General features: G+C 34.7%; 25 protein-coding genes. 7 read left to right on the top strand and 18 right to left on the bottom strand.

Annotated features, from left to right (window positions below; all coding sequences use genetic code 11):
- Nucleotides 1-9 precede the first annotated feature (9 nt).
- The 3 genes from ACZ2G0_RS07055 to ACZ2G0_RS07045 are packed head-to-tail and all read right to left on the bottom strand — an operon-like array spanning nt 10 to nt 3,732.
- A complete protein-coding gene (locus ACZ2G0_RS07055) occupies nt 10-804 on the bottom strand; it encodes an SDR family oxidoreductase (RefSeq protein ID WP_470309632.1) in 795 nt (264 codons plus the stop codon).
- Nucleotides 794-1,498, bottom strand: coding sequence for a TIGR04283 family arsenosugar biosynthesis glycosyltransferase (locus ACZ2G0_RS07050; protein ID WP_470309631.1), 705 nt, complete (start codon nt 1,496-1,498; stop codon nt 794-796). The genes ACZ2G0_RS07055 and ACZ2G0_RS07050 overlap by 11 nt, the downstream gene beginning before the upstream one ends.
- Before the next feature lie 38 nt (nt 1,499-1,536).
- Complete coding sequence (locus ACZ2G0_RS07045) at nt 1,537-3,732, bottom strand: RecQ family ATP-dependent DNA helicase (RefSeq protein ID WP_470309630.1); 2,196 nt, start codon at nt 3,730-3,732, stop codon at nt 1,537-1,539.
- Nucleotides 3,733-3,818: 86 nt separating this feature from the next.
- Between ACZ2G0_RS07045 and ACZ2G0_RS07040 the strand changes: the two genes are divergently transcribed.
- The 5 genes from ACZ2G0_RS07040 to ACZ2G0_RS07020 all read left to right on the top strand — a co-directional run bounded on the left by ACZ2G0_RS07040 (nt 3,819) and on the right by ACZ2G0_RS07020 (nt 7,106).
- Nucleotides 3,819-4,784: a KpsF/GutQ family sugar-phosphate isomerase gene (locus tag ACZ2G0_RS07040; RefSeq protein ID WP_470309629.1), complete on the top strand. Its 966-nt coding sequence runs from the start codon at nt 3,819-3,821 to the stop codon at nt 4,782-4,784.
- The gene (gene tatC, locus ACZ2G0_RS07035) at nt 4,784-5,590 is read left to right on the top strand and encodes a twin-arginine translocase subunit TatC (protein ID WP_470309628.1); all 807 of its coding nucleotides are present in this window, start codon (nt 4,784-4,786) and stop codon (nt 5,588-5,590) included. The genes ACZ2G0_RS07040 and tatC overlap by 1 nt, the downstream gene beginning before the upstream one ends.
- 1 nt (nt 5,591) lies before the next feature.
- The gene (locus tag ACZ2G0_RS07030) at nt 5,592-5,945 is read left to right on the top strand and encodes a carboxymuconolactone decarboxylase family protein (protein WP_300285260.1); all 354 of its coding nucleotides are present in this window, start codon (nt 5,592-5,594) and stop codon (nt 5,943-5,945) included.
- A gap of 159 nt (nt 5,946-6,104) precedes the next feature.
- Nucleotides 6,105-6,845 carry an LPS export ABC transporter ATP-binding protein gene (lptB, locus tag ACZ2G0_RS07025; protein ID WP_300285257.1) on the top strand — a complete coding sequence of 247 codons (741 nt, stop codon included), beginning with the start codon at nt 6,105-6,107 and terminating at the stop codon, nt 6,843-6,845.
- 33 nt (nt 6,846-6,878) lie between these two features.
- Nucleotides 6,879-7,106 carry a DUF5808 domain-containing protein gene (locus tag ACZ2G0_RS07020; RefSeq protein ID WP_470309627.1) on the top strand — a complete coding sequence of 76 codons (228 nt, stop codon included), beginning with the start codon at nt 6,879-6,881 and terminating at the stop codon, nt 7,104-7,106.
- 157 nt (nt 7,107-7,263) lie between these two features.
- Here ACZ2G0_RS07020 and ACZ2G0_RS07015 read toward each other — a convergent pair whose 3' ends face one another.
- Together ACZ2G0_RS07015 and ACZ2G0_RS07010 are read right to left on the bottom strand one after the other, a co-directional pair.
- Entirely contained in the window at nt 7,264-7,890 is a 627-nt protein-coding gene (locus tag ACZ2G0_RS07015) for a glycoside hydrolase family 25 protein (RefSeq protein WP_470309626.1), read from the bottom strand.
- Nucleotides 7,891-8,101: 211 nt separating this feature from the next.
- The gene (locus ACZ2G0_RS07010; protein WP_470309625.1) at nt 8,102-8,827 is read right to left on the bottom strand and encodes a CDP-alcohol phosphatidyltransferase family protein; all 726 of its coding nucleotides are present in this window, start codon (nt 8,825-8,827) and stop codon (nt 8,102-8,104) included.
- Between the two features lie 194 nt (nt 8,828-9,021).
- Here ACZ2G0_RS07010 and ACZ2G0_RS07005 point away from each other — a divergent pair, with 194 nt between their 5' ends.
- Both ACZ2G0_RS07005 and ACZ2G0_RS07000 read left to right on the top strand, forming a co-directional pair.
- Nucleotides 9,022-10,092, top strand: coding sequence for a putative type IX sorting system protein PorV2 (locus tag ACZ2G0_RS07005; RefSeq protein ID WP_470309624.1), 1,071 nt, complete (start codon nt 9,022-9,024; stop codon nt 10,090-10,092).
- Between the two features lie 13 nt (nt 10,093-10,105).
- Nucleotides 10,106-11,251 carry a lipoprotein N-acyltransferase Lnb domain-containing protein gene (locus ACZ2G0_RS07000; protein WP_470309623.1) on the top strand — a complete coding sequence of 382 codons (1,146 nt, stop codon included), beginning with the start codon at nt 10,106-10,108 and terminating at the stop codon, nt 11,249-11,251.
- 39 nt (nt 11,252-11,290) lie between these two features.
- On the opposite strand, the gene ACZ2G0_RS06995 is transcribed toward ACZ2G0_RS07000, so the two are convergent.
- The 13 genes from ACZ2G0_RS06995 to ACZ2G0_RS06935 form a co-directional block, all read right to left on the bottom strand.
- The gene (locus ACZ2G0_RS06995; RefSeq protein ID WP_470309622.1) at nt 11,291-12,682 is read right to left on the bottom strand and encodes an exopolysaccharide biosynthesis polyprenyl glycosylphosphotransferase; all 1,392 of its coding nucleotides are present in this window, start codon (nt 12,680-12,682) and stop codon (nt 11,291-11,293) included.
- A gap of 103 nt (nt 12,683-12,785) precedes the next feature.
- A complete protein-coding gene (locus ACZ2G0_RS06990; protein WP_470309621.1) occupies nt 12,786-14,132 on the bottom strand; it encodes an O-antigen ligase family protein in 1,347 nt (448 codons plus the stop codon).
- Nucleotides 14,129-15,205 carry a glycosyltransferase gene (locus ACZ2G0_RS06985; protein WP_470309620.1) on the bottom strand — a complete coding sequence of 359 codons (1,077 nt, stop codon included), beginning with the start codon at nt 15,203-15,205 and terminating at the stop codon, nt 14,129-14,131. The genes ACZ2G0_RS06990 and ACZ2G0_RS06985 overlap by 4 nt, the downstream gene beginning before the upstream one ends.
- Nucleotides 15,202-16,320: a glycosyltransferase family 4 protein gene (locus ACZ2G0_RS06980; RefSeq protein ID WP_470309619.1), complete on the bottom strand. Its 1,119-nt coding sequence runs from the start codon at nt 16,318-16,320 to the stop codon at nt 15,202-15,204. The genes ACZ2G0_RS06985 and ACZ2G0_RS06980 overlap by 4 nt, the downstream gene beginning before the upstream one ends.
- Nucleotides 16,317-17,069 carry an FkbM family methyltransferase gene (locus ACZ2G0_RS06975; protein WP_470309618.1) on the bottom strand — a complete coding sequence of 251 codons (753 nt, stop codon included), beginning with the start codon at nt 17,067-17,069 and terminating at the stop codon, nt 16,317-16,319. Before ACZ2G0_RS06975 ends, ACZ2G0_RS06980 begins: the two co-directional genes overlap by 4 nt.
- A complete protein-coding gene (locus ACZ2G0_RS06970) occupies nt 17,070-18,062 on the bottom strand; it encodes a hypothetical protein (RefSeq protein ID WP_470309617.1) in 993 nt (330 codons plus the stop codon). It lies immediately after the preceding gene.
- A gap of 30 nt (nt 18,063-18,092) precedes the next feature.
- Nucleotides 18,093-19,094, bottom strand: coding sequence for a glycosyltransferase family 2 protein (locus ACZ2G0_RS06965; protein WP_470309616.1), 1,002 nt, complete (start codon nt 19,092-19,094; stop codon nt 18,093-18,095).
- A 2-nt stretch (nt 19,095-19,096) separates the two neighbouring features.
- A complete protein-coding gene (locus tag ACZ2G0_RS06960) occupies nt 19,097-20,632 on the bottom strand; it encodes a glycosyltransferase family 2 protein (RefSeq protein ID WP_470309615.1) in 1,536 nt (511 codons plus the stop codon).
- Between the two features lie 3 nt (nt 20,633-20,635).
- Nucleotides 20,636-21,781 carry a glycosyltransferase family 4 protein gene (locus tag ACZ2G0_RS06955; RefSeq protein ID WP_470309614.1) on the bottom strand — a complete coding sequence of 382 codons (1,146 nt, stop codon included), beginning with the start codon at nt 21,779-21,781 and terminating at the stop codon, nt 20,636-20,638.
- Nucleotides 21,781-22,665: a hypothetical protein gene (locus ACZ2G0_RS06950; RefSeq protein ID WP_470309613.1), complete on the bottom strand. Its 885-nt coding sequence runs from the start codon at nt 22,663-22,665 to the stop codon at nt 21,781-21,783. Before ACZ2G0_RS06950 ends, ACZ2G0_RS06955 begins: the two co-directional genes overlap by 1 nt.
- A gap of 19 nt (nt 22,666-22,684) precedes the next feature.
- A complete protein-coding gene (locus ACZ2G0_RS06945) occupies nt 22,685-24,118 on the bottom strand; it encodes an MBOAT family O-acyltransferase (RefSeq protein WP_470309612.1) in 1,434 nt (477 codons plus the stop codon).
- 41 nt (nt 24,119-24,159) lie between these two features.
- Complete coding sequence (locus ACZ2G0_RS06940; protein WP_470309611.1) at nt 24,160-24,723, bottom strand: serine O-acetyltransferase; 564 nt, start codon at nt 24,721-24,723, stop codon at nt 24,160-24,162.
- A gap of 2 nt (nt 24,724-24,725) precedes the next feature.
- Nucleotides 24,726-26,123, bottom strand: coding sequence for a UDP-glycosyltransferase (locus ACZ2G0_RS06935; RefSeq protein ID WP_470309610.1), 1,398 nt, complete (start codon nt 26,121-26,123; stop codon nt 24,726-24,728).
- Nucleotides 26,124-26,131 lie beyond the last annotated feature (8 nt).

Here is a 26,131-nt window from a genome sequence, read left to right as displayed (position 1 = left end):
CTGCTTTTTTTATTTGTTCTGTAATCCCTTGGCGTAAGCAATTTTATAATAGAGTGCCGGAATAAACCACCACAACCAAAATAAAATTCGCTCTGCTTTAACAATGATAATTGACTTTTGGTTCGTGCGTAATCCTTTTATAATTTTGCTGACACACACCTCTACCGCCATACCTACCTCATTATTTTCATCAGTAGCGCCATGTTGCTGTCCGTTACCAATAAGGGCATTTTTAGAAATATTAGTATTAATTCTTCCTGGATATACGAGAGAAATAGTAAGGTTGGTTTTATACAATTCGCATTGAAGCGTTTCAAAATAGCCTTTGATTGCATGTTTAGACGCTGCATACCCTGAACGCAAAGGGAATCCAATTAGTCCTGCAATGCTACTGATTACGGTAATATTACCCGTATTTCGCTCCTTAAAATGAGGTAAAATAGCTTGAGTAAGGGCTACAGGCGCAAAATAATTAATATCCATTAATTTTTTATAAACCTCCATCGACGTATCACTAGCCACTGCACGCTGACTGATGCCTGCGCTTTGAATAACACAGTCAATTTTTCCTTCCAAAGAAATAGCGGTAGTAACTAAATCAGGAATGGCATCTATATCTAATAAATTGAAAGGTAAAACATGAACTACTGTATTCTTTAGTTCTTGTTTCATTTGATTCAATACCAATTCGTTTGTGGCGGTCAGAATTAGAATTACGTCTTCTTTTGCTAATTGATAAGCTAGTTCTTGACCAATTCCAGAGGAGGCACCGGTAATCCAAATGATTTTATTTTTAAAATGCATTTTTTCTGTACCTTAGAAGTTCTTTGTATTTAGTGATCATTTCCATTTGCGAAGCGCCATTTTTATACATCCTAACTATTTTTAAATTGGCCAATTGGACCTTGAGCCAAGAGTTATCTTCATATTTACGGGCAGAAACTAGAGTGGCTTTTGGAATTAATTTAAAAACGCCCTCTTTCCACAAGCGAGCAATGTAGTCATAATCTTCCATGATGACCATTTCTTCCTTGTATTCTCCAATTTGATTCCATAATTTCTTAGTAACAAAGACACCTTGGTCTCCACCTCTAAAAAACAAGTAATTGAATCGCGTGAAATAGGCATTTATTTTTAAAAGGAAGCTGGGACTATCAAAGGTTGTTCTAAAACTACCACAGTTATATCCTTTTTCAATTGAACTTGCTATTTCAGTATAAAATGTAAGTACCGGACTGCTATCAGCGTGCAGAAAAAAATAAACATCGCCAATTGCATTCCTTACCCCGTGATTCATTTGTCCTGCACGTCCTTTCACGGGAGCAACAAAAACCTTCGCTCCAAGATTTTGAGCAATTTCTAGTGTTTGATCATTACTCCCACCATCAGAAACAATAATTTCGACATTATTGTCTACTACATTACATTGGAGAAATTGAATTAAATCACCAATTATTTTAGCTTCATTGTAAGTTGGAATAATAATACTTAACATCATAAAGGAAGAAGGAAAAGGATTTTCTTTTAAAGTTTTTTTTAGTTAGCGACTTCACTAATGAATTTTATTCGCATAAATCGTAATTCATCGATATCGTAATCTCCTTCAAATTCTTTCAAAGCATCCTCTATTTTATCCGTTACTGACTCCATAAAATAATCTTGAATTTCTTCTTGCTGATCGTCGTCTAGTAAGTCGTCAATCCAATATTTTATATTTAGTTTAGTACCTGAATAAACGATTTGCTCCATCTCTTTTATCAAGGCATCCATGGTAAGCCCTTTGGCTTTCGCAATATCATCTAATGATAATTTACGGTCGATATTTTGGATAATATATAATTTGTTTACTGAGTTTGTTCCAGTCGATTTCACAACAAGATCATCGGGTCTTACAATATCATTTTCCTCCACATACCTGTTAATCAAAGCAATAAATTCAGCACCATATTTTTTAGCTTTTCCTTCCCCTACACCGTGAATATTAATTAACTCTACTTGAGAAATAGGATATTTTAGGGCCATATCTTCTAGTGAAGGCTCTTGAAAAACAACAAATGGAGGGACACCTAATTTTTTAGCTACTTTTTTACGTAAATCACGCAGCATATCCATTAAAACTTCATCCACTACTCCCGAAGATTTAGCCGCAGTAACGATGGCTTCATCTCCAACTTCATTATACTCATGATCCTCAGACATCATAAAAGAGGTAGGATTATCAATAAAATCCAATCCCTTTTCAGTAATTTTCACAATACCATAAGTTTCGATATCCTTCGATAAAAAGCCTGAAACTAACACTTGTCTCAGCAAAGCCATCCAGTATTTCTCGTCATGTTTAATACCACAACCAAAAAAAGATTGTACATCTGTTCGATGTGCTTTTATGACAGCATTGACTCTACCAATTAAGGTAAAAACAATTTCTTTAGATTTATATAAATGTTTCGTATCTCTTACAACTTTTAGCAATTGAACCACTTGATCTTGTGCTTCAATTTTGGTTTTAGGGTTACGAACATTATCATCCATATCAGCGCCTTCTCCGTTTTCGCCATCAAATTCTTCTCCAAAATAATGGAGCAAGAATTTACGTCTAGACATGGAAGTTTCGGCATAAGCCACCACTTCTTGCAACAATGCAAAACCTATTTCTTGTTCAGCGACGGGCTTACCTGACATAAATTTCTCTAGCTTCTCTACATCTTTATAAGAGTAATAGGCTAGACAATGTCCTTCACCTCCATCACGACCTGCACGACCTGTTTCTTGGTAATAACTTTCGAGCGATTTAGGAATATCATGATGAATCACAAAACGAACATCGGGTTTATCGATCCCCATTCCAAAGGCAATTGTAGCCACAACCACTTCAACATCTTCCATCAAAAACATGTCTTGGTGTTTTGCCCGTGTTTTGGCATCAAGACCAGCATGATACGGAACGGCACTAATGCCATTCACCTGCAAAACTTCGGCAATTGCTTCTACTTTTTTACGACTCAAGCAGTAAATAATACCTGATTTCCCCTTGTGTTGTTTAATGAATCGAATAATATCTGACTCGATATTCTTAGTTTTTGTTCGGACCTCATAGTACAAATTAGGTCTATTAAACGAAGCCTTAAAAGTTTTGGCCTGAGCCATATCCAAGTTTTTTAGGATATCCTCTTGCACTTTTGGCGTAGCCGTAGCGGTAAGTCCAATAATTGGCACATCACCTAACTGCTTGATTATGTTTTTTAAATTTCGATATTCGGGTCTAAAATCATGTCCCCATTCGGAAATACAATGGGCTTCATCAATAGCAACAAATGAGATGGTTACATTTTTAAGAAACTGAACATTCTCCTCTTTGGTTAAGGATTCTGGAGCGACATACAACAGCTTGGTTAAGCCGGAGGTAATGTCTTTTTTAACCTGAGTAATTTCAGTTTTGGTTAACGATGAATTTAAAACATGTGCAATTCCATTTTCCGAAGACAAACTTCTAATGGCATCGACCTGATTTTTCATCAAAGCGATCAAAGGCGACACAACAATTGCGGTTCCTTCCTTAGTTAAAGCGGGTAACTGGTAGCAAAGCGATTTTCCACCGCCTGTTGGCATAATGACAAAAGTGTTTTGCCCTGCTAACAAACTTTGGATTACTTGCTCCTGCAATCCTTTAAATTGGCTAAAGCCAAAATATTTCTTTAATTCTTTATGGATATCAATTTCGTTTGAATTCATTCTTTATTATAATGGTATTTTGTATAAATTTGCACTACATAAAGATACTAAATTCTTTTACACACGCAAATTTTAAACATTCTGTTTTGATATCAAAAGAAAATATATTGGCGATTGCCAAAAAAACGATTCTAACTGAGAGTGAATCCATTATAAAGTTGGCCTCCTATTTAGATGAAAATTTCTCCAATGCAACAGAAGCAATTTACAAATCCAAAGGTCGATTAATTGTAACAGGGATTGGAAAAAGCGCCATCATTGCGCAAAAAATGGTTGCTACTTTTAATTCGACTGGAACACCATCCTTATTCCTTCACGCTTCAGAAGCGATACATGGCGACTTGGGAATGATGCAAAAGGAGGACATTGTAATTTGCATATCAAAAAGCGGGAATAGCCCCGAAATTAAAGTTTTAGTTCCCCTCTTAAAAAGATTTGAGAACACCTTGATTGCTATTACTGGAAACATGACTTCATTCCTAGCAAAAGGAGCGGATCACATCTTGAATACAACGGTTGATCAAGAAGCTTGTCCCATTAATTTAGCGCCTACGAGTAGTACCACTGCGCAACTTGTAATGGGAGATGCCATCGCAGTGTGTTTAATGGAACTTCGAAATTTTACAGCCGAAGATTTTGCCATCTATCACCCAGGAGGTGCATTAGGCAAAAAATTACTACTTCGCGTAAAAGACATGTTGGAACATACGTTAAAACCAATGGTTCCTCTTGATGCTCCAATTAAAAAAGTTATTTTTGAAATCTCAGAAAAAAGACTGGGAGTTACTGCAGTTGTAGAAAACGAAAAGGTAGTTGGAATCATAACTGACGGTGATATTCGTAGAATGCTGAATGACCGAGACACCTTCGCTGATTTGACTGCGAAAGACATTATGACCAAAAACCCTAAGATGATCGAATCGAATGACATGGTAATTGACGCCTTTAATATCCTCGAGGATAACGCCATCACTCAATTAGTAGTAGTCGATAAGGGAATTTATCAAGGCGTACTGCATTTACACGATATTTTAAAAGAAGGAATAGTATAATGGCTAAGAAAAACATAAACGAGATGTCCTTTTTAGATCATCTTGAAGATCTAAGATGGCTACTAGTACGAAGTACCATTGCTGTAATTGTAATGGCGATAGTAACTTATTTTATTAGTGACTATTTATTTGACACTATCATTTTTGGACCTACACGACCTACTTTTTTTACCTATACTTTCTTTTGTGAGCTATCGAGTTATTTAGGAATAGGTGACACGATTTGTATCACTGAAATGCCGTTTATCATTCAAAACACAGAGATGGAAGGCCAAGTAAATGTGTTTATTTGGATTTGTATTCTCGCTGGTTTCATCCTTAGTTTCCCATATATTTTATGGGAAGTTTGGAAATTCATAGGTCCTGCCTTGTATGAGAAAGAAAAGAAAAATGCTAAGGTGTTCATCTTTTTCTCGTCGATACTCTTCTTTTTAGGAGTGCTATTTGGCTACTTTGTGGTAATCCCAATGTCCGTTAACTTCGTAGCCACTTTTACAGTGAGTGATGTAGTTAAAAATCAGTTTACTTTAGACTCTTATATTGGTATGGTCAAAACATCGGTGCTCGCTAGTGGCCTGTTTTTTGAATTACCAATTATCATCTTCTTTTTGACAAAACTAGGTCTTGTAACACCTAATTTTTTAAGAACGTATCGAAAATATGCTATTGTATTGGTACTTATTATTGCGGCAATTGTTACGCCTCCTGATGTAGTAAGCCAAACGATAGTTGCAATCCCAATGTTATTAATCTACGAAGCAAGTATATGGATATCCGTATTTGTTTCAAAAACTAAACAAGAATAAAATGGCTGATATTATCGAAGAATTCAACGAATACCGTTCTAGAATGAACGAAAAACTTTTGGCAGACAACAATAAAATTGTCAAAAGAATATTTAATCTAGATACAAACGCTTACGCTGCGGGAGCTTTAGATGTTAAAACAAAAGAATTACTTGGTTTAGTGGCTTCGGCTGTTTTACGTTGTGACGACTGTGTAAAATACCATTTAGAAACTAGCCATAAAGAAGGTGTGACTAAAGAAGAAATGATGGAAGCTATGGGAATCGCCACCTTGGTTGGCGGTACAATTGTTGTGCCTCATTTACGTAGAGCTTACGAGTTTTGGGAAGCTTTAGAGGAAAATAGCTCAAAATAAACTTCCTTGTTGGTGCACTAACTAGTTTATTACCTAAGGTCTCAGAGACTAAAATAGTGTTAAGATTTTAAATAGTTCCTTTGTTTATTCGTTTATTTGTAACGACTAAGCAAAGGAATCTTTCAATTTAGTATTCCTTGCCCGTTTAAAACGAAAAACATGATATTAAGAGCAGACAATTTAATAAAAACATATAAAGGGCGAAGCGTCGTTAAAGGCATTTCGGTTGAAGTAAATCAAGGCGAAATTGTTGGTTTATTAGGACCCAATGGAGCGGGAAAAACTACTTCTTTTTATATGATTGTTGGATTAGTGAAACCGAATTCAGGAAATATTTATTTGGATGATTTAAATATCACTGATTACCCAATGTACAAACGAGCACAACAGGGAATAGGTTATCTTGCGCAAGAAGCATCGGTTTTTAGAAAACTGAGTATCGAGGATAATATTTTAAGCGTATTGCAATTGACCACTCTTTCTAAGGAAGAGCAGGTCGCTAAAATGGAAAGCTTAATTTCAGAATTTAGCTTGGAGCATATTCGTACCAATCGTGGGGATTTATTGTCAGGAGGAGAACGCCGCCGAACAGAGATTGCGCGCTGCTTAGCCACGGACCCTAAATTTATTTTACTGGACGAACCTTTTGCGGGTGTCGACCCCGTAGCGGTTGAGGACATACAGCGTATTGTAGCTCAGTTAAAAAACAAAAATATAGGTATCTTGATTACTGATCATAATGTGCAAGAAACCTTAGCGATTACTGATAAAACGTATTTGATGTTTGAAGGAGGAATCTTGAAAGCAGGTGTTCCGGAAGAATTAGTTGAAGATGAAATGGTTCGCCGTGTTTATCTAGGACAAAACTTCGAACTACGTAAAAAGAAGTTGGAATTTTAAATCAATCCTTACAAACTATTTAACAGCAAGGAAATGAGTAAACCCGAAAAGCCATCGAAAGAGACGCTTGAAAAATGGCACAAAGATCCTAACAATTGGAGATTTGGAATCTTTTATTTCAATAAAGAAGACAAAAGATTATTACCTCCTAAAAGACAAGAATGGATGGGCTGGACGGTTAATTTAGCTAATTTTAAATCGATTTTGTTATTAGTTGGAATAATCCTTTTTTTCATAATACTAAATCTGCTCATAGGATAAAGCACCAACCTTGCCTCGTTATTGCGTGAGGGATAGTAGTGGAAATCCTTTTTTGGGCTTTTTTCGCCCAAAAAAGATTGAATCGTATAGCCCGACACAACTGGAACGATAGTGGAAGTTGTGGCACGCCCAAAACACTAATTCCTTAAAATTACTTTTATTCCAGGGTGATAAACTGCAATTGCTGCAAATCGCCGTTGTAAATATTGACATCAACATTACCTTTTATTCCGGGAACAGTTCCTTTTTCGGTGAATTGCCAAAACAACCAATCGTCCTCTATTTTTTCGCGGTAAAAGTTATAATTAGCAATCCAAAAAAGATAATCGGAGAATTCCTCTTTTAAAAAATCATCATAGTATTTTTCGCCTGTATAAATGATTGGTTTCATTTTATAATGGCCTTCGACCGCCTCTAACCAGCGTCTTAATCCAATTTTTAAACGCGTCATGGACTGATTTTGGGATAATTTTTCGATATCTAACACCGGTGGCAAATCGCCTTTATGCAAATGCACCGTTTTTATAAACAATGCCGCTTGCTCCAATGAATTTTCATTAGGACGGTAGTAATGATAGGCGCCTCTGATGAGTTTATTTTTCTTGGCTGCAAGCCAATTTTCCTCAAATGCTTGGTCTACTCGATCCATCCCAACGGTGGCACGGATAAATGCAAAGCGAATGGCGTACTTGCTTTCTAGCGTATCTACCTGGGTCCAATCAATCGTTCCTTGGTATTCAGATACATCAATTCCTACTGCTTTGACCCCCTTGTTTTCTAACACTTGAAAATTTCGAACGTCGGAAATGCGTTTTTGTTCGGCCGATTCTCTGGCTATCTTATTGGATTTAAAGCTCAAATAATAGGCTAAACCATGACGATAGTGATAAGCAGCCGCAACCACAAAAACAACAAGCAGCGCGTATACGAGATACTTAATTACTATTTGCCGAAACGATTTTTTTTTAATTACCCTTCGAGCTTGCGGCTTTCGTCTAACGCTTTGTCTTTTCATCTAACGAGAACCGATTGCTGATTATAGATAATAGGACATAGGTAAGAATGATTAGCGGTATTGCCAAATACTGTAAAACGACTAGCAAAACCATCGCGAAGGTTAGAAACAGAATTTGAAGTGTATTGTCCTTTAAATTGAACTTTTTGATTTTTAATGAAAACAGCGGAATCTCAGCATTTAAAATATAAGCACTGAAAAGAGTAATGAGCAACAATACCCATTGATTGGTCAGTATCTCCAAAACCATCAAGGAATCTGAATACAAAACCACTAGCGGTAAGCTCATGATAAACAAGGTATTGGCTGGAGTTGGTAAGCCAATAAAGGAATTCGTTTGCCTGATATCTATATTAAAATTAGCCAGACGATAGCAAGAGCCTAAGGTTATAATGAATCCTAAAAATGGCAGATAGGGATTGGTTGAAATTTCGTGTTGACTATTTGACAATAAAAAATACATCACAAAACCGGGTGCTACACCGCTAGTAACCATATCAGCTAGAGAATCTAATTGCAATCCTAAGGGACCCGCAACTTTTAATAATCGAGCGAAAAAACCATCGAAAAAATCAAAAAATATTCCCAAACTCACAAAGTAAAAAGCCTTTTCAAAATCTAATTTAGCGATGAAAACAACTGCTATACAACCACAAAAAAGGTTAATAAGTGTAATAAAGTTAGGGATGTGTTTTTTAATATTCATAGTTTGTGTGCTTTAATAATAAGTTGACACAAATTTAGCATAATAAGTGAGTTTAATGTCCGTTTTGAATAGAGATTATTAACAGTCAAGCTGGTTTCTTATATATTCCCACAAATCACGATCTCAGCTCAATAAAAAATTATATTTTTGATAAAAATAGCAGTTTTAGCTGCCGACGATAAAAAACACCCGCTTTGAAAAAAAAGTTTTCTCTTATTTTACTTCTCCTTACTGGTATTTCTTACGGGCAAACCGCTAGGAAATACTCGAATGAGTTTATGAATATTGGTGTTGATGCGGCGGCGCTTGGTATGGCTAATACCGTTAGTGCCTCGACTGGCGACGTTAATTCAGGCTACTGGAATCCGGCTGGATTAATGCGATTAGAGGAAAAGCAAGTCGCTTTGATGCATGCCAGTTATTTTGCGAACATTGCTCAATACGACTATCTTGCCTATGCAAGTCCAATCGATGATCAATCGGCTTGGGGAATATCATTAATTCGTTTTGGAGTTGATGATATTTTAAACACCACTGAATTAATTGATAGCGAAGGCAATATTGACTACAACCGAATTAGTCTTTTCTCTACGGCTGACTACGGATTTACCTTTTCGTATGCTCGTAAACTTCCGGTTCAAGGATTTCAATATGGTGTTAATGCTAAAATAATCCGAAGAGTTATTGGAAAATTTGCTGATTCTTGGGGTTTTGGTTTTGATGTGGGTCTACAATTTGAAAAAAATGATTGGAATTTTGGTTTGATGTTACGCGATGTGACCACTACTTATAATGTATGGAATATTAATGAAAAGGAGTATCAAAAAATTGCAGATGCTGTTCCTGGACAAAACCAAGAATTACCAGAAAGCACCGAGATTACCCTGCCAAAAGTACAACTAGGAATTTCTAAAAAATTTATCATTCGGTACGACTATAGCCTTATGGCTGCTGCCAATGCTACGATGCGGTTTACCAAAACAAATGATATAATTGCCACGGATTACGTAAGTATCGATCCTGCTTTAGGTTTCGAATTTGGCTATACTGATCTTGTTTTTGTACGAGCAGGTGTTGGTAATTTCCAGAATGTACAACAACTCGATAATTCCGAAAAAATAGGCTTTCAGCCCAATATAGGCCTTGGTTTCAAATACAAAGGCATTCAAATTGACTATGCCTTAACAGACCTTGGAAATCAAAGTACTGCTTTGTATTCCAATATTTTTTCATTAAAAATAGATTTATCTCTTTTTACCAACTGATAAAAAACAAACAATGATTGCATCCAATTTTCGATTCACAAAAGTGTTCTACTTCATAGCACTATTTTTAGTAACATCTATTAGCTTTAGTCAAACTAGGTTGCTGTCTGAAAACAGTAAGGTTAGCGTATTAACCTGCGGAACCGGTAATGAATCCTACTCTCTTTTTGGGCATACGGCAATCCGAATTTCGGATCCCGATAATTTTATTGATGCCGTATTTAATTACGGAGCTTTTGATTTCAACACGCCGAATTTTGTTCCAAAATTTGCTAAAGGAGATTTAGAATATTTCGCAGTAGCGCATTCCTATGCTGATTTCATAAACGAATACACCTATGAAAAAAGATCGGTTTATGAGCAAGAATTAGTGATGCCTCAAGATTTAAGGCAACAACTATTTGACAACTTAACCACTTCATTAGCATCAGGAGAAAGCCATTACACCTACAAATTCATAGATAAAAACTGTACCTCAATGGTGGTGGACATGATAAATAAAACGCTTGGAAGTGCGATAATTACTAAAAAAGTAGACACTGACAAAACCTATCGGTCTATTTTATATCCTTATTTTGACAATCACTTTTATGAAAAGTTAGGCACAAGTATCATCTTTGGAACCAAAGTAGACGAAGTAGGAACACATATTTTTTTACCATTCGAATTGCTGACCAATTTAAAAGCAACTCGTTACAATAATCAATTATTGACCAAACAACCCATGACCTTATTACAGTATCAAGAACCGACTCCTTTTTCATGGTGGAATAATGGGTACAGCTATCTATTGCTTTTGTTGGTTGTTGTGACTTTAAACAAAAAAGCATTGAACCAATTTTATTTTATTATGATGGGATTGCTGGGTGTGTTCTTTGTTTTTATGGGTTTTTATTCCAATCATTTAGAATTAGCCAACAACTACAACGCTTTACTGTTTAACCCTAGTTTACTTTTATTAGCAGTCTTTTATTTTACCAATAACACCAGATGGACATATAAATTAGCTGTCTTTAACGTGCTATGTTTATTTGCTTATGTTTTACTTTTAATTAATAAAGCACACTTTTTAATTGTACTACCCCTAATCATATCTAGTGCGGCACTACTAATTCGAGTAGCGTTAAAAAACAAAAAGCGAATCCCTATTATTATTTAGGATTCGCTTTGGTATTTTAGTAGAAAATTAATGTAGGAACTATTGCCCTCTATAAAATAAAACGGTGGTAATTGTTTTAAGAGCTATGTTTAAATCTAGATAAAAACTTCTGTGTTTTATATAATACAAGTCGTATTGTAATTTTATCAAGCTGTCTTCGATCGTTTCTCCATAACTATAATTTACCTGAGCCCAACCGGTAAGTCCCGGTTTAATGATGTGCCTTGTTTCATAAAAAGGCATTCTATCCGCTATTTCTTTAACAAAATTAGGTCTTTCAGGACGTGGACCAATTACTGCCATTTCTCCTTTTAAGATATTTATACATTGCGGGATTTCGTCTATTCTCGTCTTTCGTAAAAAATTACCAAACAAGGTTATTCTGCTATCATTCACCGTTGCAAACACGGCTCCATTGGCTTCAGCATTTTTCACCATAGTTCTGAACTTGATAATATTGAAAACGACCCCGTCTCGGCCCACCCTTTTTTGACGGTAAAACAATTGACCTTTATTGGCGATAGCATTTCCAATAAAAACAAGAGGAATTAATAAAATACCAAACGCTATCCCTAATACTGCTAAAACGATCTCAATGATTCGCACGATAGTCAAATACAATTTATTTTGGTTGCTCCTACTAAACGGAAAAAATCCATAAAAATCTTTTGCCATGTAATGCACTGGAATGCGTTGGGTTTTACTTTCATACACTTGCGTATACTCTCTAATAATTTTACCTGACTCCAAGAGATGCAATAATTGTTGGTATAAAGTAGGGGTGATACCATTTGTTTTTTGGGTGGCAACCACTATTTCGGTTACTTTATTTTCTTTGACAAAAGTGGATAAATTATCGCGCTCAATTTGTTCTACATAATGGTTTCTAGAGTCATCTAGTTCAATAGTATCAATGCTTACATAGCCGATAATTTTATAATGTGGATCTATATTCTCTAAGCCCAATATTAGCTCTTCTACTTCACAATTTTCGCAAATCAAAACGGCATTTTGCATAAAACGATTTGAAGCTAAAAAACGAACATAAAAAAGTCTCCAAGAAATCAAACTAAAAAAAAGAACAAGAAAAAAGGTTAAAATTTGGAGTCGATTGGTTGGTAAAAGAGGAGAGAAAACGGGAGTAAGTAAATAGACCAGAGCTGTGGTAGTAGAAGTTAAAATCGTACTTCTTACAATTAAAAACTGATTGCTTGCCACTTGTAGTTTATACATCTCGAAAATAACACCCAAAACACTTAGATAAAGTCCAAGAACAAAGGCAGCTGAAAATTGAGTAGCAATGGTCTGTAGATATTCTAATTCGAAAAAATAAGATGCTAGGTACAACCACAACCAAACAAAAAAGAGATCGAATAGATAAAGAATCATCTTTCGTTCTGATATTTCAAAATGGATTTTATTGCTTGACATAGGTTTTGGGACTTGCTGCTGCAATGTAATAATTTTGATGCAAGTACCTTTATCCTTCGATTAAAACTATTAACTAATTATTAACATCCCACTGCCAAAATCACTAGACCTCCTTTTTTGGTGGTGTTCTAGGTGTTAATTGCACATTTAATAGCGACAAGGAATAAACAAAAGCAGGAATAGCAGTTCGCATCGCGGCATGATTGATGGTGAAAAACCAAAACGCGACAAAGCAAAGCATATACATGTTAAACTTATTTTCTAAATAAAGGACTAAAGGCGTTACAAACAATATTAGTAAACCTAGCGCACCTAAAGACCCATGCTCCGCTAACATTCGTGTAATTTCATCATGGGACAATACAAAAATACCGGTTTGTTTTTTACGTATTTCTACTCCCTTACCCACTCCTGCTCCAAAAATTGGATAAGCAAAAAAGGTTTCGATTTCATTTTGAGCAATATCCTCTCTACCTGTAAACTGACTTTGCTTAGCTCTACCTGCTGCGTCCTGATTGGCGTATCTTTTTTCTATTAACCCTCCCGTTTGGTAAGACGTATAACTCCAAATTGCAACCATGGCAACAACTATTACAGCGAAAACATAACTCAATTTTACCTTTCCTTTCAAATTAGATTTGAAATACAGAAAAGACAATAATAATAAGATCATCAAAAAACCAGTTACCATTCCTCCTCTTGAAAAAGTTACCATACCACGATAAGTCATATTAGTAGCAACGATCAAATTAATGATTAGGAGGACCTTTGACCGCGACTCTAAAATAATACGGGAAAAGAAGATAAACATTCCTAATCCTAAAAAAGTAGCTACTTGATTTGGTCCGAATCCACCCGAAGTTTCAAAATTTGACTCTGTCCCCGTTACAACATCCTGAACGCTTGGCGTGTAAAGAATGAGGTATGCAACACAGCTAATTATGGGTAAGCCTAAACAAAGTAAAATATTGTTTATTTGTTCTAATGTAATTTTTCTTCGGTAGGTGTATAAAGCAGAAAAAGCCAAACAAACCGGTCCCGAAATATTAAAAGCAATTGAATTTTTAATGTCTGAATCCAAATCCAATACAAACCCCGTCATAACCACTCCAGGAACTAGCAGAAGCAGAAAGATCCAATAAGGTACAGCTCCTTTTGAAAATCCTTTGTAAAACATTCCCATGAAGATAAAAATCAAAACTTCATATTTAGAGAATTCATAGGTAATATTCCCTCCTGTCATTCTAAGTAAAAGTTCACTACCCACCACATAACCGGCTACTAGTAAGCACTCGTCATTCCTGTTTTGTGATTTGATAACTACATAAATTCCTGTCAAGAAAATTGCATATCCATATAGAGAAGATAGCACCGGAAAAGCATAGATAAGTATTCCAATAAAAACATGGAATAGTATTAAATAAAAATATATTTGTTCCTCTTTTTTCATTTACAATTTCCTCTAATCCACTTTATATAGGATTGAATAATAAAATTTTCTCCAAATTTGTTTTGTATCGTAATAGCGAGCCTTTCGGCAAAAATAGCTTGTTTCTGTTTATCTTCCATAAGACACACTAATTTTTGGTAAAAGTGTTGCTCATCGACTGGCACTAGGTAACCACTATTATCATTTTCAATTACAGCTGGCAACTCACCTACATTCGTAACAACCACAGGAACCTTAGCCATACCATACTCCAACAACGCAAGAGGCAAGCCTTCAGAAGTAGACGTTAAAATACCAATGGTACTTTGAGTCAAAATATATTGGACATCGTCTTTACTCCCGTAGACATGAACAGTTTGCTGTAAACCATCGTTCCTAATTACGTCCTTGATTTGCTTGGAGTAGGCGTCACCAAAATCTTTTCCTACTAAGTGAAATGTCCAATCAGGATGAGAAATCTTAATTCTCTTTGCAATTTGGAGCAACATAAAATGATTTTTCTGAGGTCTCAAGTTGGCCAAAGCTAAAATACGTTTACCTTCTAGACCTTTCAACTTTGTGGTAACTAAAGTTGGTTGTATGGCAGTAGAAAAATTTGGTAAATAAATACCATTTTTAAAATGTAAATTGTGGACTGTCCAGTCTTTTAATTTTTGATTAACACTGATGACGCCTTCATAAAAAGGAAGACCAAACTTGTAAACCCACTTGCTCCTTGAGGACAGAAACTCACTGTCTCCATAGTGGTCGTGCCAAATTAGTTTTACCGACGGACACAACAATTTAAGTAAAACTGCCATAAAAAACGAAGTACTATGAACATGCAGCCACTCCACTTTGTTAACTCGAATGTACTTTCTTAATCTCCAAAGCGCCTTTAAATCAAAAGTACTTTTCTTATTTAAAAACAGATAATTAACCGTACTACTTAATTGTTGCTTTAATGGCCCTTGTTTACGTGTACTCACCAAACCCGAAAATTCGATTTGTTCAGCAAGAGCATTAGCGTAATTCACTGCCATACGTTCGGCACCACCTGCCTCGAGGGAATCTATAAGTTGCAGAATTCTCATGAGTGTAATAGCTGTTTAATTTCAGCTTCAAAACGCTCTAAAGTGTATTTTGTCGACCAATTATAGGCTTCGACTCTTTTTTCGTTCATCAGCTCATGGGAAGTTAGTAAATGACTTAAAGTTTGACTGTCTTTGTTTAAATTACCTTCTACTAAAACACCTCTTTTACCATAATCTAACATAAAAGGAACGCAAGAAACAGCAGTTGCAATAGGAACGCAACCCCAAAACATACCTTCGGCTATTGCTTTAGGCCAACCTTCACTATCAGAAGGCAGGATAACAAATTGACTTTCTTGATAAGCTGTCTTCAGGTCAGCTCTACTCGTATTACCTTTCAAGGAAATATAGGAATGCAATTTATTAATTGAAATATACTGTTCTAAATTATTTCTTTCAATCCCTTCTCCATATAACTTTAAAGAAACATCATGGCCTTTTTGCTTCAATTCTTGTATCAATTGAATCGCATAGAGCGGATTTTTACCTTTAACTAAAGTACCTACAAATACAAATTGAAACGGATTTTTCTCTATCGGATTTTGAAACGGAATAATCTCCTTTTGGGAATAGGTTGCTGTAAAGAAGGATTTTATGTTTTTGGTCTGCTGCTCCCATTGCCCGTAAACCAGTACTTGCATATTCTTGGTTATCGAGACATTGGATAGTATTTGCTGTTGCAATCGGTACGTCCAGGGTTTAGGCGCTTTGCTATCCCAATTTCCCGCATATTTTGCTGTCTTTATTTTTTTTGGAAACAGTAGTTGTACACAACAACCAATCAATCCCATATTGCCGGGACAACGCAGGTGAATGTGGTCGCAAGCTTTCATCGCCTTAAAAACTTTAAAGCTTATTACTGGTAGTTTAATCAAAGACTTAAAAGAGTTGGATACCGTTAATAAATCAAAATTTTCAACCGGAATAAACTCAATATTAGGGTGCGTGTATGCGCTATCAATTGCTGTTGTTTCACCCGTTATCAAAGGTGCAATAATCACTAATTTGTTGACATATGTTGCCCAAATATTCATCTCATTCACATACGGCGCATAGGCGCAGTAGTGATTGCCTTCCTTACGGTGGGGGACATGTGTGACAATTAGAAAATTCATAAATTATTATTTATGAATAATAAGTTTTCTCCTCTATTAAAAAAAGAAAAATCATACTTAGAAATAGCACTAAAGAAGCTTTTCGAACAGCCCTTATCTATACCATCATGCAATTCTATTATTATACACCTTGTTCTAGGCAACCAATTCTCATAATTACTTTTAAAAAGGTCTTTCTCTCCTCCTTCAATATCTACTTTAAGAACGTCCAAAATCGATAAATCATATTTAATTAAAATATCATCAATCGTAATTGTCTGAACTTTATCAAGTACTTCTTTTTTAATAGTAGTGGCTACTTTTTTAGCAACAAAACCCCAATTACCACAACCTCCATCTACTATGTCCATGGTAACATTTGATTGATTGTATAATGCTTTTTTTTCTAGTTTTATATTAGGATAAAATGCGGTATTTTTTTCTAATAATTTAAAATTGGATTGTTCTGGTTCAATTGCTACTATGTCAGCATCGGGGAATTTATTAGAAAAATAAACAGCTGACAACCCTATGTTTGCACCCGCATCTACTATAAAACTTGGACTAAAACCTAAATTCATACCGTACTCCTGAAATGTAAATATTTGATGAAAAGCCAAAACATCTGTAGATTTTGTTCGGAGAAATAATGGAAATTTTAATTCAGGAATACAAATTTTATCCTTCCCTAATGATGTAATTAGATTTATATACGCAAATCTAAACCCTTGCTTTAAGCGAATTTGAATTCTATTGATAATGTTTTTCATTTAGATAAGAGAAAGTATTCTTTTAATATAATTTTGGGGATGGAGGTAGTAATCACTCCATTCTTTATTTAAAATCCCCATCTCAAGATACCGTTTGTTTTTCAATAAATCTTCTATTTTTTCTGGTAGTTCTTCAAATGAAGAACGGCTGGACAAAACTTCATAGTTTATTGTTGGCTTAAAATTATCCAACACTATATTTATTGGCGTTGTAACTACTGCTTTACTGTACAGCAAATACTCTCCAATTTTCCATCCAGGATTATCTTTCAAACCATCGTCTGCAATTCCTATATCATGATTTTTTAAATTATTCAAATAGGCACTTTTGTTTGAATCCCTCTTTTTCAACAATAAATCAGGAGCCATTTGACTCGATAATTTATCTGCAAAAAGACCAACTGACGCATGCTCGAAATTATTTTTTATTACCCTACAAGCGTTTATTCTAAAGTCATTTTGAAGATATCTTCTTTCTTTCTCTTCATTATCAGGATGATTATCTGGGTTCCATAATCTTGTATGAAAAAGCACTTTCCCCCCATTGTCGCTGGTTAACTTTGGGTATCTGTCTATATCTAAAATATGATGAGATGATTTAAAAACTAATCCAAAAAAGTCTAAAGCTTTTAAAACTTCCATTCTACTCCACTTATCAAACAATAGGTCAGTCTTTAAGTTTAAAAGAAGCAAATGCGACTTGTACGATAAAGGGATATTAAAATTCAATGGCCTTACATTATCCTTAAAAGAATCAATACGAAGTGATCTTTTAAAGTAGTAATCAAATTTTTCAGCTTTGTCAATAAATGCAGAATCATCTGAGTAATCAAAAAAAACTAACTTGCCATCTACAATCAAAATTGCTCCATTGTGAACTACATTTTTGTCATGATAAATAGCTACCGTAAGATTTTCATTTTTACAAAAATATAAATACGAATAAATCAAATGATTTAAATGATGCGTCCAAGTAGATATAATTAATTGCATATTTCTTTTCCTGTATTGGTTTAAAGAAGATCAGTTACTTGATTTTGGTGTACTAATCAACAGACTCCACCAACCAATAGTACGTCCCACTGCTTCGGTCAAAGCCTCTTTTTTGTTTTGTGCAGTAAACATATTGGTAAATCGGATTAATATTAAAACGATCGTGATTGCATGCCATTTAAACTGATCCATAAAATTAGGATTCGGATTTTTTACCCTCCACACGTACCAACCGTTTCGAACTACCATTTTACCGTAATGGTATTGATTGGGACGACCCGAAGGCTCGTGGTTATGATACAATTGAGCTTTGGTATTAACATACAATTGGCCTGTTTTAGACGTCCTTAAAGAAAAATCGGCATCTTCATATAGTCCATAGCCTTCAAAATAGGTAGAAAATTGAACTGTTTTAAACACTGATTTCTTAAAGGACGAAACACCACCCATAAGCATCTCAACTTGATATGTTTTACCGCTAGGAGGTAAAAACCCCACACTTCGTCCATGCGAATACAACGAAGAATAACCTGGAGGACAATCACTATCTAATCCTAACTTTTTTCGAAGCACAAATCGACTTCCTTCTTTTTGTATCCAACCGTCATAATAAAACTCATTAACTGACGGTTGATATCCATCTCCTACATATTTCCATTCTTTTTCATTTACAATCGATCCTCCTACACCCAATGCTTTTGGATATAATTGGTACGTTTGTAGTAACTCCTTAAAATAATCCATTTCAAGAACTATATCATCATCTAGAAAACAGACTACCTCTATCTCCGTTCCCACACGCTCCACACCATAATTGCGTTGCTTGGTCAGCCCACGATCATTATCTAATACCTTAAAGTACTTAAGATTTTCAAAACTATGTTCCTGTAAAACAATAGCTGTCAACTCATTAGTAGAACCATCAACGATTAAAATCTCATCTGGATAAACGGACTGCTGTTTAACGGACTGTAATAGCTTGAGCAATGGTTGCGCACGCATGTAGGTACAAATTATTAGAGAAAATTTCATTATTATACATTTAATTTACCTGCCCAATAAAGGCTACGACTCCATTGCTTCTTGAAGGTGCTATAATATTTAATAGGATTTTTTATTGGTTGTTGACTGTAATATTTAAGAAATAAAATAGTTTGATATCCCCAGTTTTGCTCTTTTGTTTTGTATGACATTTGAAATAACATAACTGTAGGTGAAGGTTTGGGCTGAACTTCATCATTACTCCAACTTAAAAACGGCTTTGTCCTAAAACCGCCAATAGGAGCTTTTAAATGCAGTATTTCAGGTTGCGGAAAATACAAAACATCATGCCCTAGATTCCGTAATTGCATCCCAAAATCATTATCTTCTCCATAACCAAACTCGTAGCCTGTGTCGAAACGACATTGCATACTACTTTTAGCAGCTATCATACTACAGCCAGAACCAAAGGCACCCCATTGCATATAGGTATTTAATTGAGTTTTCTCTCCTTTTTGTAAACAACAGAAGGAAGCTGCTTCTGATCCATATTGTTCGATAGAATAGAAAGCATTCTCAAAAAAATTAGCATTAAAAACAATATCATCATCTGCGAGAAAAACCCATTCATGCTCTACTTCTTTTAGAGCCAAATTTCGAGCATTACAAGCTCCAGCTTGCCGTGTGAAAATATGTTTAATTTGAAAAGGCCAATTCTCATTGGTTAGATAATCTAATTCAGATATACTATTCTGTAAAGGGTTTTGTTCTACGACGATTACTTTTTTTGGAAGTAGTGACTGCTTCGCTAAGTCCTGCAAAACAGCATACAAATAGTCTTTGCGTCCGATGGTAGGAATAATTACGTCTATAGTTTTCTCCGCAATTACTTTTCTTGACGAAGCTACTTTTATAGAATCAATTTTTATACTATCTGCATTTCTTTTCGTATAAAAAATCGTATGTATAAATGGCAAAAGTGCCCATTTCTTTTCGTAAATAATAAAATTTAAAAACAACAAAAACACCCATCTCGTTTTGTAATGTTGTTTCACAAAACGGAAAAGAGTAAAAATGGATTGTTCATTAAAATCATTTACTTTATGCACTTTTAGAAGCTTGGGTTCCGAATAGCAAAAAAGTCCTTTTGGCATTAGTAATTTGGACAAAGAGTGTAAATAATAGTCGAAACTAGAATTAAATGAAATTTCCGCACCAACTTCTATTAAAACTGAAGCATGAATCATTCCTACAGTACTGCTCATTTGCCAAGTTGGAAAAGATACCTTTTTATTAACTTTTATAAAGAGTGATTCATCAACGTAACCAATACTATTTCCTAAATAAGTATCCTTTTTCGGATTGTAGGAGAGCATTAATCTATCGTGATGAAAAAGTGTATGTAGTCCTTCTACATTTAAATACTCCTGGTACTCTATCGCACACCAAACAATAGAACTATTAGGATACTTTAAAGCAATTTGTAGCAGTCCTTTAACAATCGAAACTTGTTCGTCAAAGAGCAGTGCGTTCCCTAATTGATCTTCAATTTTTAAAATTTTATTAGCGTTGTGAAAAATAAAAATCAAAGGCTACTGTATTAATGATTTATAAAAAAACACACTCTTTTTCGCCACAATATCGATACCAAACTTCTGAACTATTTGCCGTCTTGCAGCGGAACCTATTTTTAGTTGTTCCTTACTATTCTCAAGTAAAGAGTTAATTGCTTTGGCATATCTAACATGCTCCTTTGGATGTATCAAAAACCCACTTATTCCATTCTCTATAACATCAGTTGCCCAACCAATATTCGAAGCCACAACTGGCTTTTCCATTGCCATTGCTTCAATCCAAGAAACGGGTAATGCTTCGGCAAAAGAGGGAAACACACATACAGCAGCTTGATTTACATGTTTTTGAATCTCACTATAGGGAACACTACCTAAATATGAAACCTTAGATATTGCATCTTTACTAAACAAATCCTGCATCATTCCCCAGGTTGACTGACTGCCTGAAATGACATCAATCACATCTTTACCTACTAAAATTAATTGAGCAGACGGATTATCTTTTATGACTTCATTAAAAATAAGTGGCAGTTCTAACAATCCTTTTTTGCGAATTAAACTTCCAAAATATAAAATGGTATTGGGCACTATTTCTACTTGCTGAATTCTTCGAAAAGAGGCTACATTAATAGAATTAGGAATAATGGTAAAGCTTTTATTTAATCCAAAAACTTTATTGGTCATATCAGCCGTAAACTGACTTACCGCAAGCAGTCCATCTGCTTTTTGCAAAGCTCTTTTTTCATGGAATTTATTCTTCCATTTCACAGGACGGTCATCTAAATGACAAAAATAAGTGTCCGATCCATTCAATCGAATAACAATTGGACATTTTTTAGGGGAGATAAAAGAGGTTATTCCTGTCCAATCAGGCGCTTCAACTAACTCTATCTGATGACTGTCGTACAATTGGTTAATTATTCGTTCTAGTTTTTTTCTAGTAAAAAACCATGACAATCCTTTGATCTTAACATTCTTAATTCGTTGTACTGTAATACCGTTCTCTTCAAAAACCTCATCATACTCTTGGCCGTATACCAAAATCCTAACGGCACAACCTGCAGCAACAAGACCAATGGCTAGATTTTCAATACTAGTACCGATACCTCCCGAAGTACCCGTTCTAGGATGTGGATATTCAGGAGTTAAAAATGCTATTTTCATTATTTAGATTTAAAAAAGTCTTGAATGATCGCATTGGTAAAAATCCGAGCACCTGCATCGTTCATGTGTCCGCAGGACGAAAAGTATTTGTTTTGAATAACTACATTTTCATAATTATGAATCTCTGGGTACGATTTATGCACTTTTTCAAAATAATCCATACCTACTACATTTTCACACATAGGAGTCATAACGGCAATAAAATTGATATTATTTGCTTTGCAAACTGCTTTAATCTCTTCATAATATTTATTATTTGGTAAAGGCTTTAGCTTTGAAATATTATTTTTCATGTTCCCCTTGGATTTTATTCCTAAAGCATAGTAGCCTCCATTCGATGTCAAACTAGATTTTTTATGAATACTTGCAAAAAAAGTTTCTCTAAAGCCAATTCTTGTTTCGAACTTTAGATACCTATAAAACGGAATGTAATATAGTTCGACAAAATCTTTTTCATTTTTAAAGTGATTTTTAACTATTTGCGAACTGTGTAGGTAAGGCAAAAACTTAGCAGCTATACCATCTGCCCGCTTATCATTGGCCAAATTCAAGTCGGCTTCAAGAATCACATTTTTAATTTCGTACTTTCTTTCAATCATTAATTTAAGGATCAAGGAAGCTTCGTGTAAATGACCTCCACTCATACCGTAATTAAATGTTTTCAGTCCGTTCTTTTCAAATAATTCGGTTACAAAATGATTATTAGCTCTTGAAGAACCCAGAACAACCACATCATAGGTACGAGCGGTTGAGTTAAAAACATAGTCGATTTTTCCTCTATTTTTTGATCTTTCATAAACGATTGTGTAACCAAAGTCAAGCACTACCGCTAGAAATAGAACCAGAATAACTATTTTTAAAATAAAAAGCAGAAACTTTTTCATGATTGATTCACTATAATTTTTAAAACTGAAAGTAGATAAATTCCTTATAATCTGAGTAGGTTCCTAAGGCTAAAATTGCAGCAACGGCAAAACTAAGACGCAGCCAACTATTTTTGCCTGAAATAGGTTCCTCTTTCAATCTATTATTCCACTCTACTAATACAAACAACCCAATCATTAGTAACATCTCATAATTATAGCGTTCGTTAGTTAAGTATTGCGAACTAAAATGTCCTTCAGTAAAAATTCTTTTGATATATTGGACTGCATCCGTTATGGAATTCGCTCGAAAGAAAATCCATGCCAAACAAGCTAATAAAAAGGTATAAAAAATTTGGAAAACTACTTTTACAGAATCGAAGTTCCAATTTAATTGTACCATTTCGATATTGGACCTGTTTGTATTTAGCAATAATAAAGGCAAAAAATACAAGGCGTTTATAAAACCCCAAGCCAAATAAGTCCAATTCGCACCGTGCCAGAAACCACTAACTACAAATATGATAAAAGTATTCCGTACTTGTTGTGACTTCCCGCCTTTGCTACCACCAAGCGGAATATAAAGGTAATCCTTGAACCAAGATGATAGTGAAATGTGCCAGCGACGCCAAAACTCGGCGATATCTCTAGAAAAATAAGGATAATTGAAATTACGCAATAAATTGATTCCAAATAATTTTGACATCCCCAATGCCATATCTGAATATCCTGAGAAATCACCATAAATTTGAAAAGCAAAATAAACAGCTCCTAAAATTAGTGACCAAGAATTCATGCTGCTGTAATTGTCAAAAATAGCATTAGCATAGGTTGCACAAGTATCAGCAATAACTACTTTTTTAACCAATCCCCATATGAATTGAAACAAACCTTGCTTGGCCAGCTCAAAATCAAAGCTTCGTTTTACTTTTACTTGCGGTAGCAAGTGAGTAGCCCTCTCAATGGGACCAGCAACTAACAAAGGAAAATAGGATACAAAAAGGGAGTAATCAACAAAATCATATTCGGCCTTAATTCTTTTTTTGTAAATATCGATGACATAAGACAAACCGTGAAAAGTATAAAATGAAATGCCCACTGGTAGTACTACGTCCAGTAAAAAAGGAGAGGACTTTAAACCAAAATCATTTAGCAATTCAGTAAATGAGCTAGCAAAAAAATTATAATATTTAAATACTCCGAGAAAACCCAAATTAATTCCAATACTCAACCAAAACCAAAATTTCCTCGTTTTCTCTTTCTCACTTTTCTCAATTTGGATGCCTGTGTAATAATCCAAAAAAGTAGAAAAAACCAATAAAAACAAAAAACGCCAATCCCAACAAGAATAGAAATAATAGCTCGCCAAAATAAGCAGTAAATTTTGAGTCTTCTTTGTTTTATTAAAAACAAACCAGTACAGCAGAAATACAATAGGCAAAAAAACCGCGAAGGTCAAGGAATTAAAAAACATAGAAAGATGCGAATTTGAAGGTGCGAATTTAAGTTTTTTATTTACAAATTAGTGTTGTGAATATAAAAGGACGAAAGATCTTTCTCTATAACGATTACATCCGCACAAGTGACAGTCAAACATCTTGAAATACTTTTCGTTACAACAGCATTTGCTCCTATTGTCACATTATCACCAATGTTAATTGCTCCAAAAACGCAGGCACCGGGCCCAACAAAAACATTATTCCCTATGGTCGGAACCCCTTTTTTCTCTCCATAATTGCTTACCCCAAAAGTAATTCCTTGTGATATATTGCAATTATCACCAATGACTGTATCACCGTGAATTACAATACCACCAAAATGACCAATGTAAAATCCGCTTCCAATTTTTGTACGATATGAAATATCAAAACCATACTTGACTTTCAACCTTCGTAACCACATATAGAAAACATAAAATAACAATCTATTGCGTCTCCTATAATGCTGTGTTAAACGAAAAATGGTCATAAATTTTAAGCCTGGATTGGGCATGATTATAAAAGTTTTTAAAATTGCTGAAAAACTAAGCTTTTTAATACCACATCTTTTGTAATCCGATAGAATAATTTCTTTTAACATTTTTATTTATTACAAATTTCAGCTATTGCTTGCCAAATTCTCTTTGAAGCCTCATCAGCGGGATGCTGATTTATAATTTGAAACCATTTTTGAGCATTCTTTACTATTTTTAAGGCTTGATCTCCCAACATTATTTCAATTTTATCTGCCATTTCATCTGGAGAATCAAACCATACAACTGCATCATCAAGCATCGAACGAAAATGAACATATTTGTAGCATTCGTGTAAATCCCAATTAGTATTTGATCTGTTTTTTTGATTGTAATTAAAGTAGGCGCAAGGCTTTCCTTGAGTTGCAAAATCAAAAACCATCGATGATCCTAAGTTGACAACCAATTCAGAATGTGCAATAGTATTTGATAATAAAGCAACATCCTCTTTAGTTGGTAAAATGGTGTTCCACGCATTATCGATATTCTTCCATTGTGGTGCAATTTCGACAATTAAGCCTTTGTATTTATCGATAATAGATTGATACCTTCCCGAAATATCGACAGGACATCTTCTAAAGACAATTCCAAGATTATAACCTTTTAAATTTAATTGTGACACCGCTTGGGCAAAATCATTTAAATATGCTGGATCGTCTGGAGAAGTAGTGATGTCATCTCCAGAAAAACAAAGATATTTTTTCTCAACATCTAAATCATAAGTATTAAAAAAACTATCTTTAGTTTGAAAAGTATCTTTTTGAAAGTGATTTTCAAACTGAGGAGTACCAGTAACAATTACCTGACTTTCATTTACATAAGAACAATAATACAGTAGCTCTTTTTTCATAAAATCACTCCACACAAAGTAATAATCAGTTTCTACGACCATTGTACCTTTTGGCATATTATCCCAAGAAAAAACAAACGTAGCTGTTGGAATTTTTAAATCTTGAGCAGCTAGCAAAGGAGCTATAGCGGCACTTATTCTTTGATTCGTACAAAATACCATTTTAGGTTTCTCCTTAATCAGTGTAGCTAAACATTGTTCATAGTAAGGCGTTTTACGTTCTGTCCATACAATCATCTGCCTAACCTTTTTTAAACCACTTTTGGAGGAAAAAAAAGTGGTTACAAAATTAATAGCAATATTTTTTACAGTTGATTTGAAGGTTTTGTAAGAATTTGGAAATCGGTACGAATTGTAAACACCATCATTTGCCTTTTTAATATTTAAATTTAACTCAATACTTTTCCTTGCATTTTTTAAAACATCTGTTATCGGATGCGTTTTAGCATTCGAAATTTTAATTTCATCCAACCCTAAATCCGTTAAAGGAAATAGAGTATTATTCCAGTAAACGATTTCGAAATTTTCCTTTTTTCCCAAATCATAAAAATCAGAATACGCAAAATTTCGTAAGCCAATTCCATCGGGGAGTAATACTAATATTTTATTTTGATTCATTTACTAAC

The sequence above is a fragment of the Flavobacterium sp. KKT103 genome, assembly GCF_055640565.1.
This window is presented reverse-complemented; position numbering and strand designations above follow the sequence as displayed.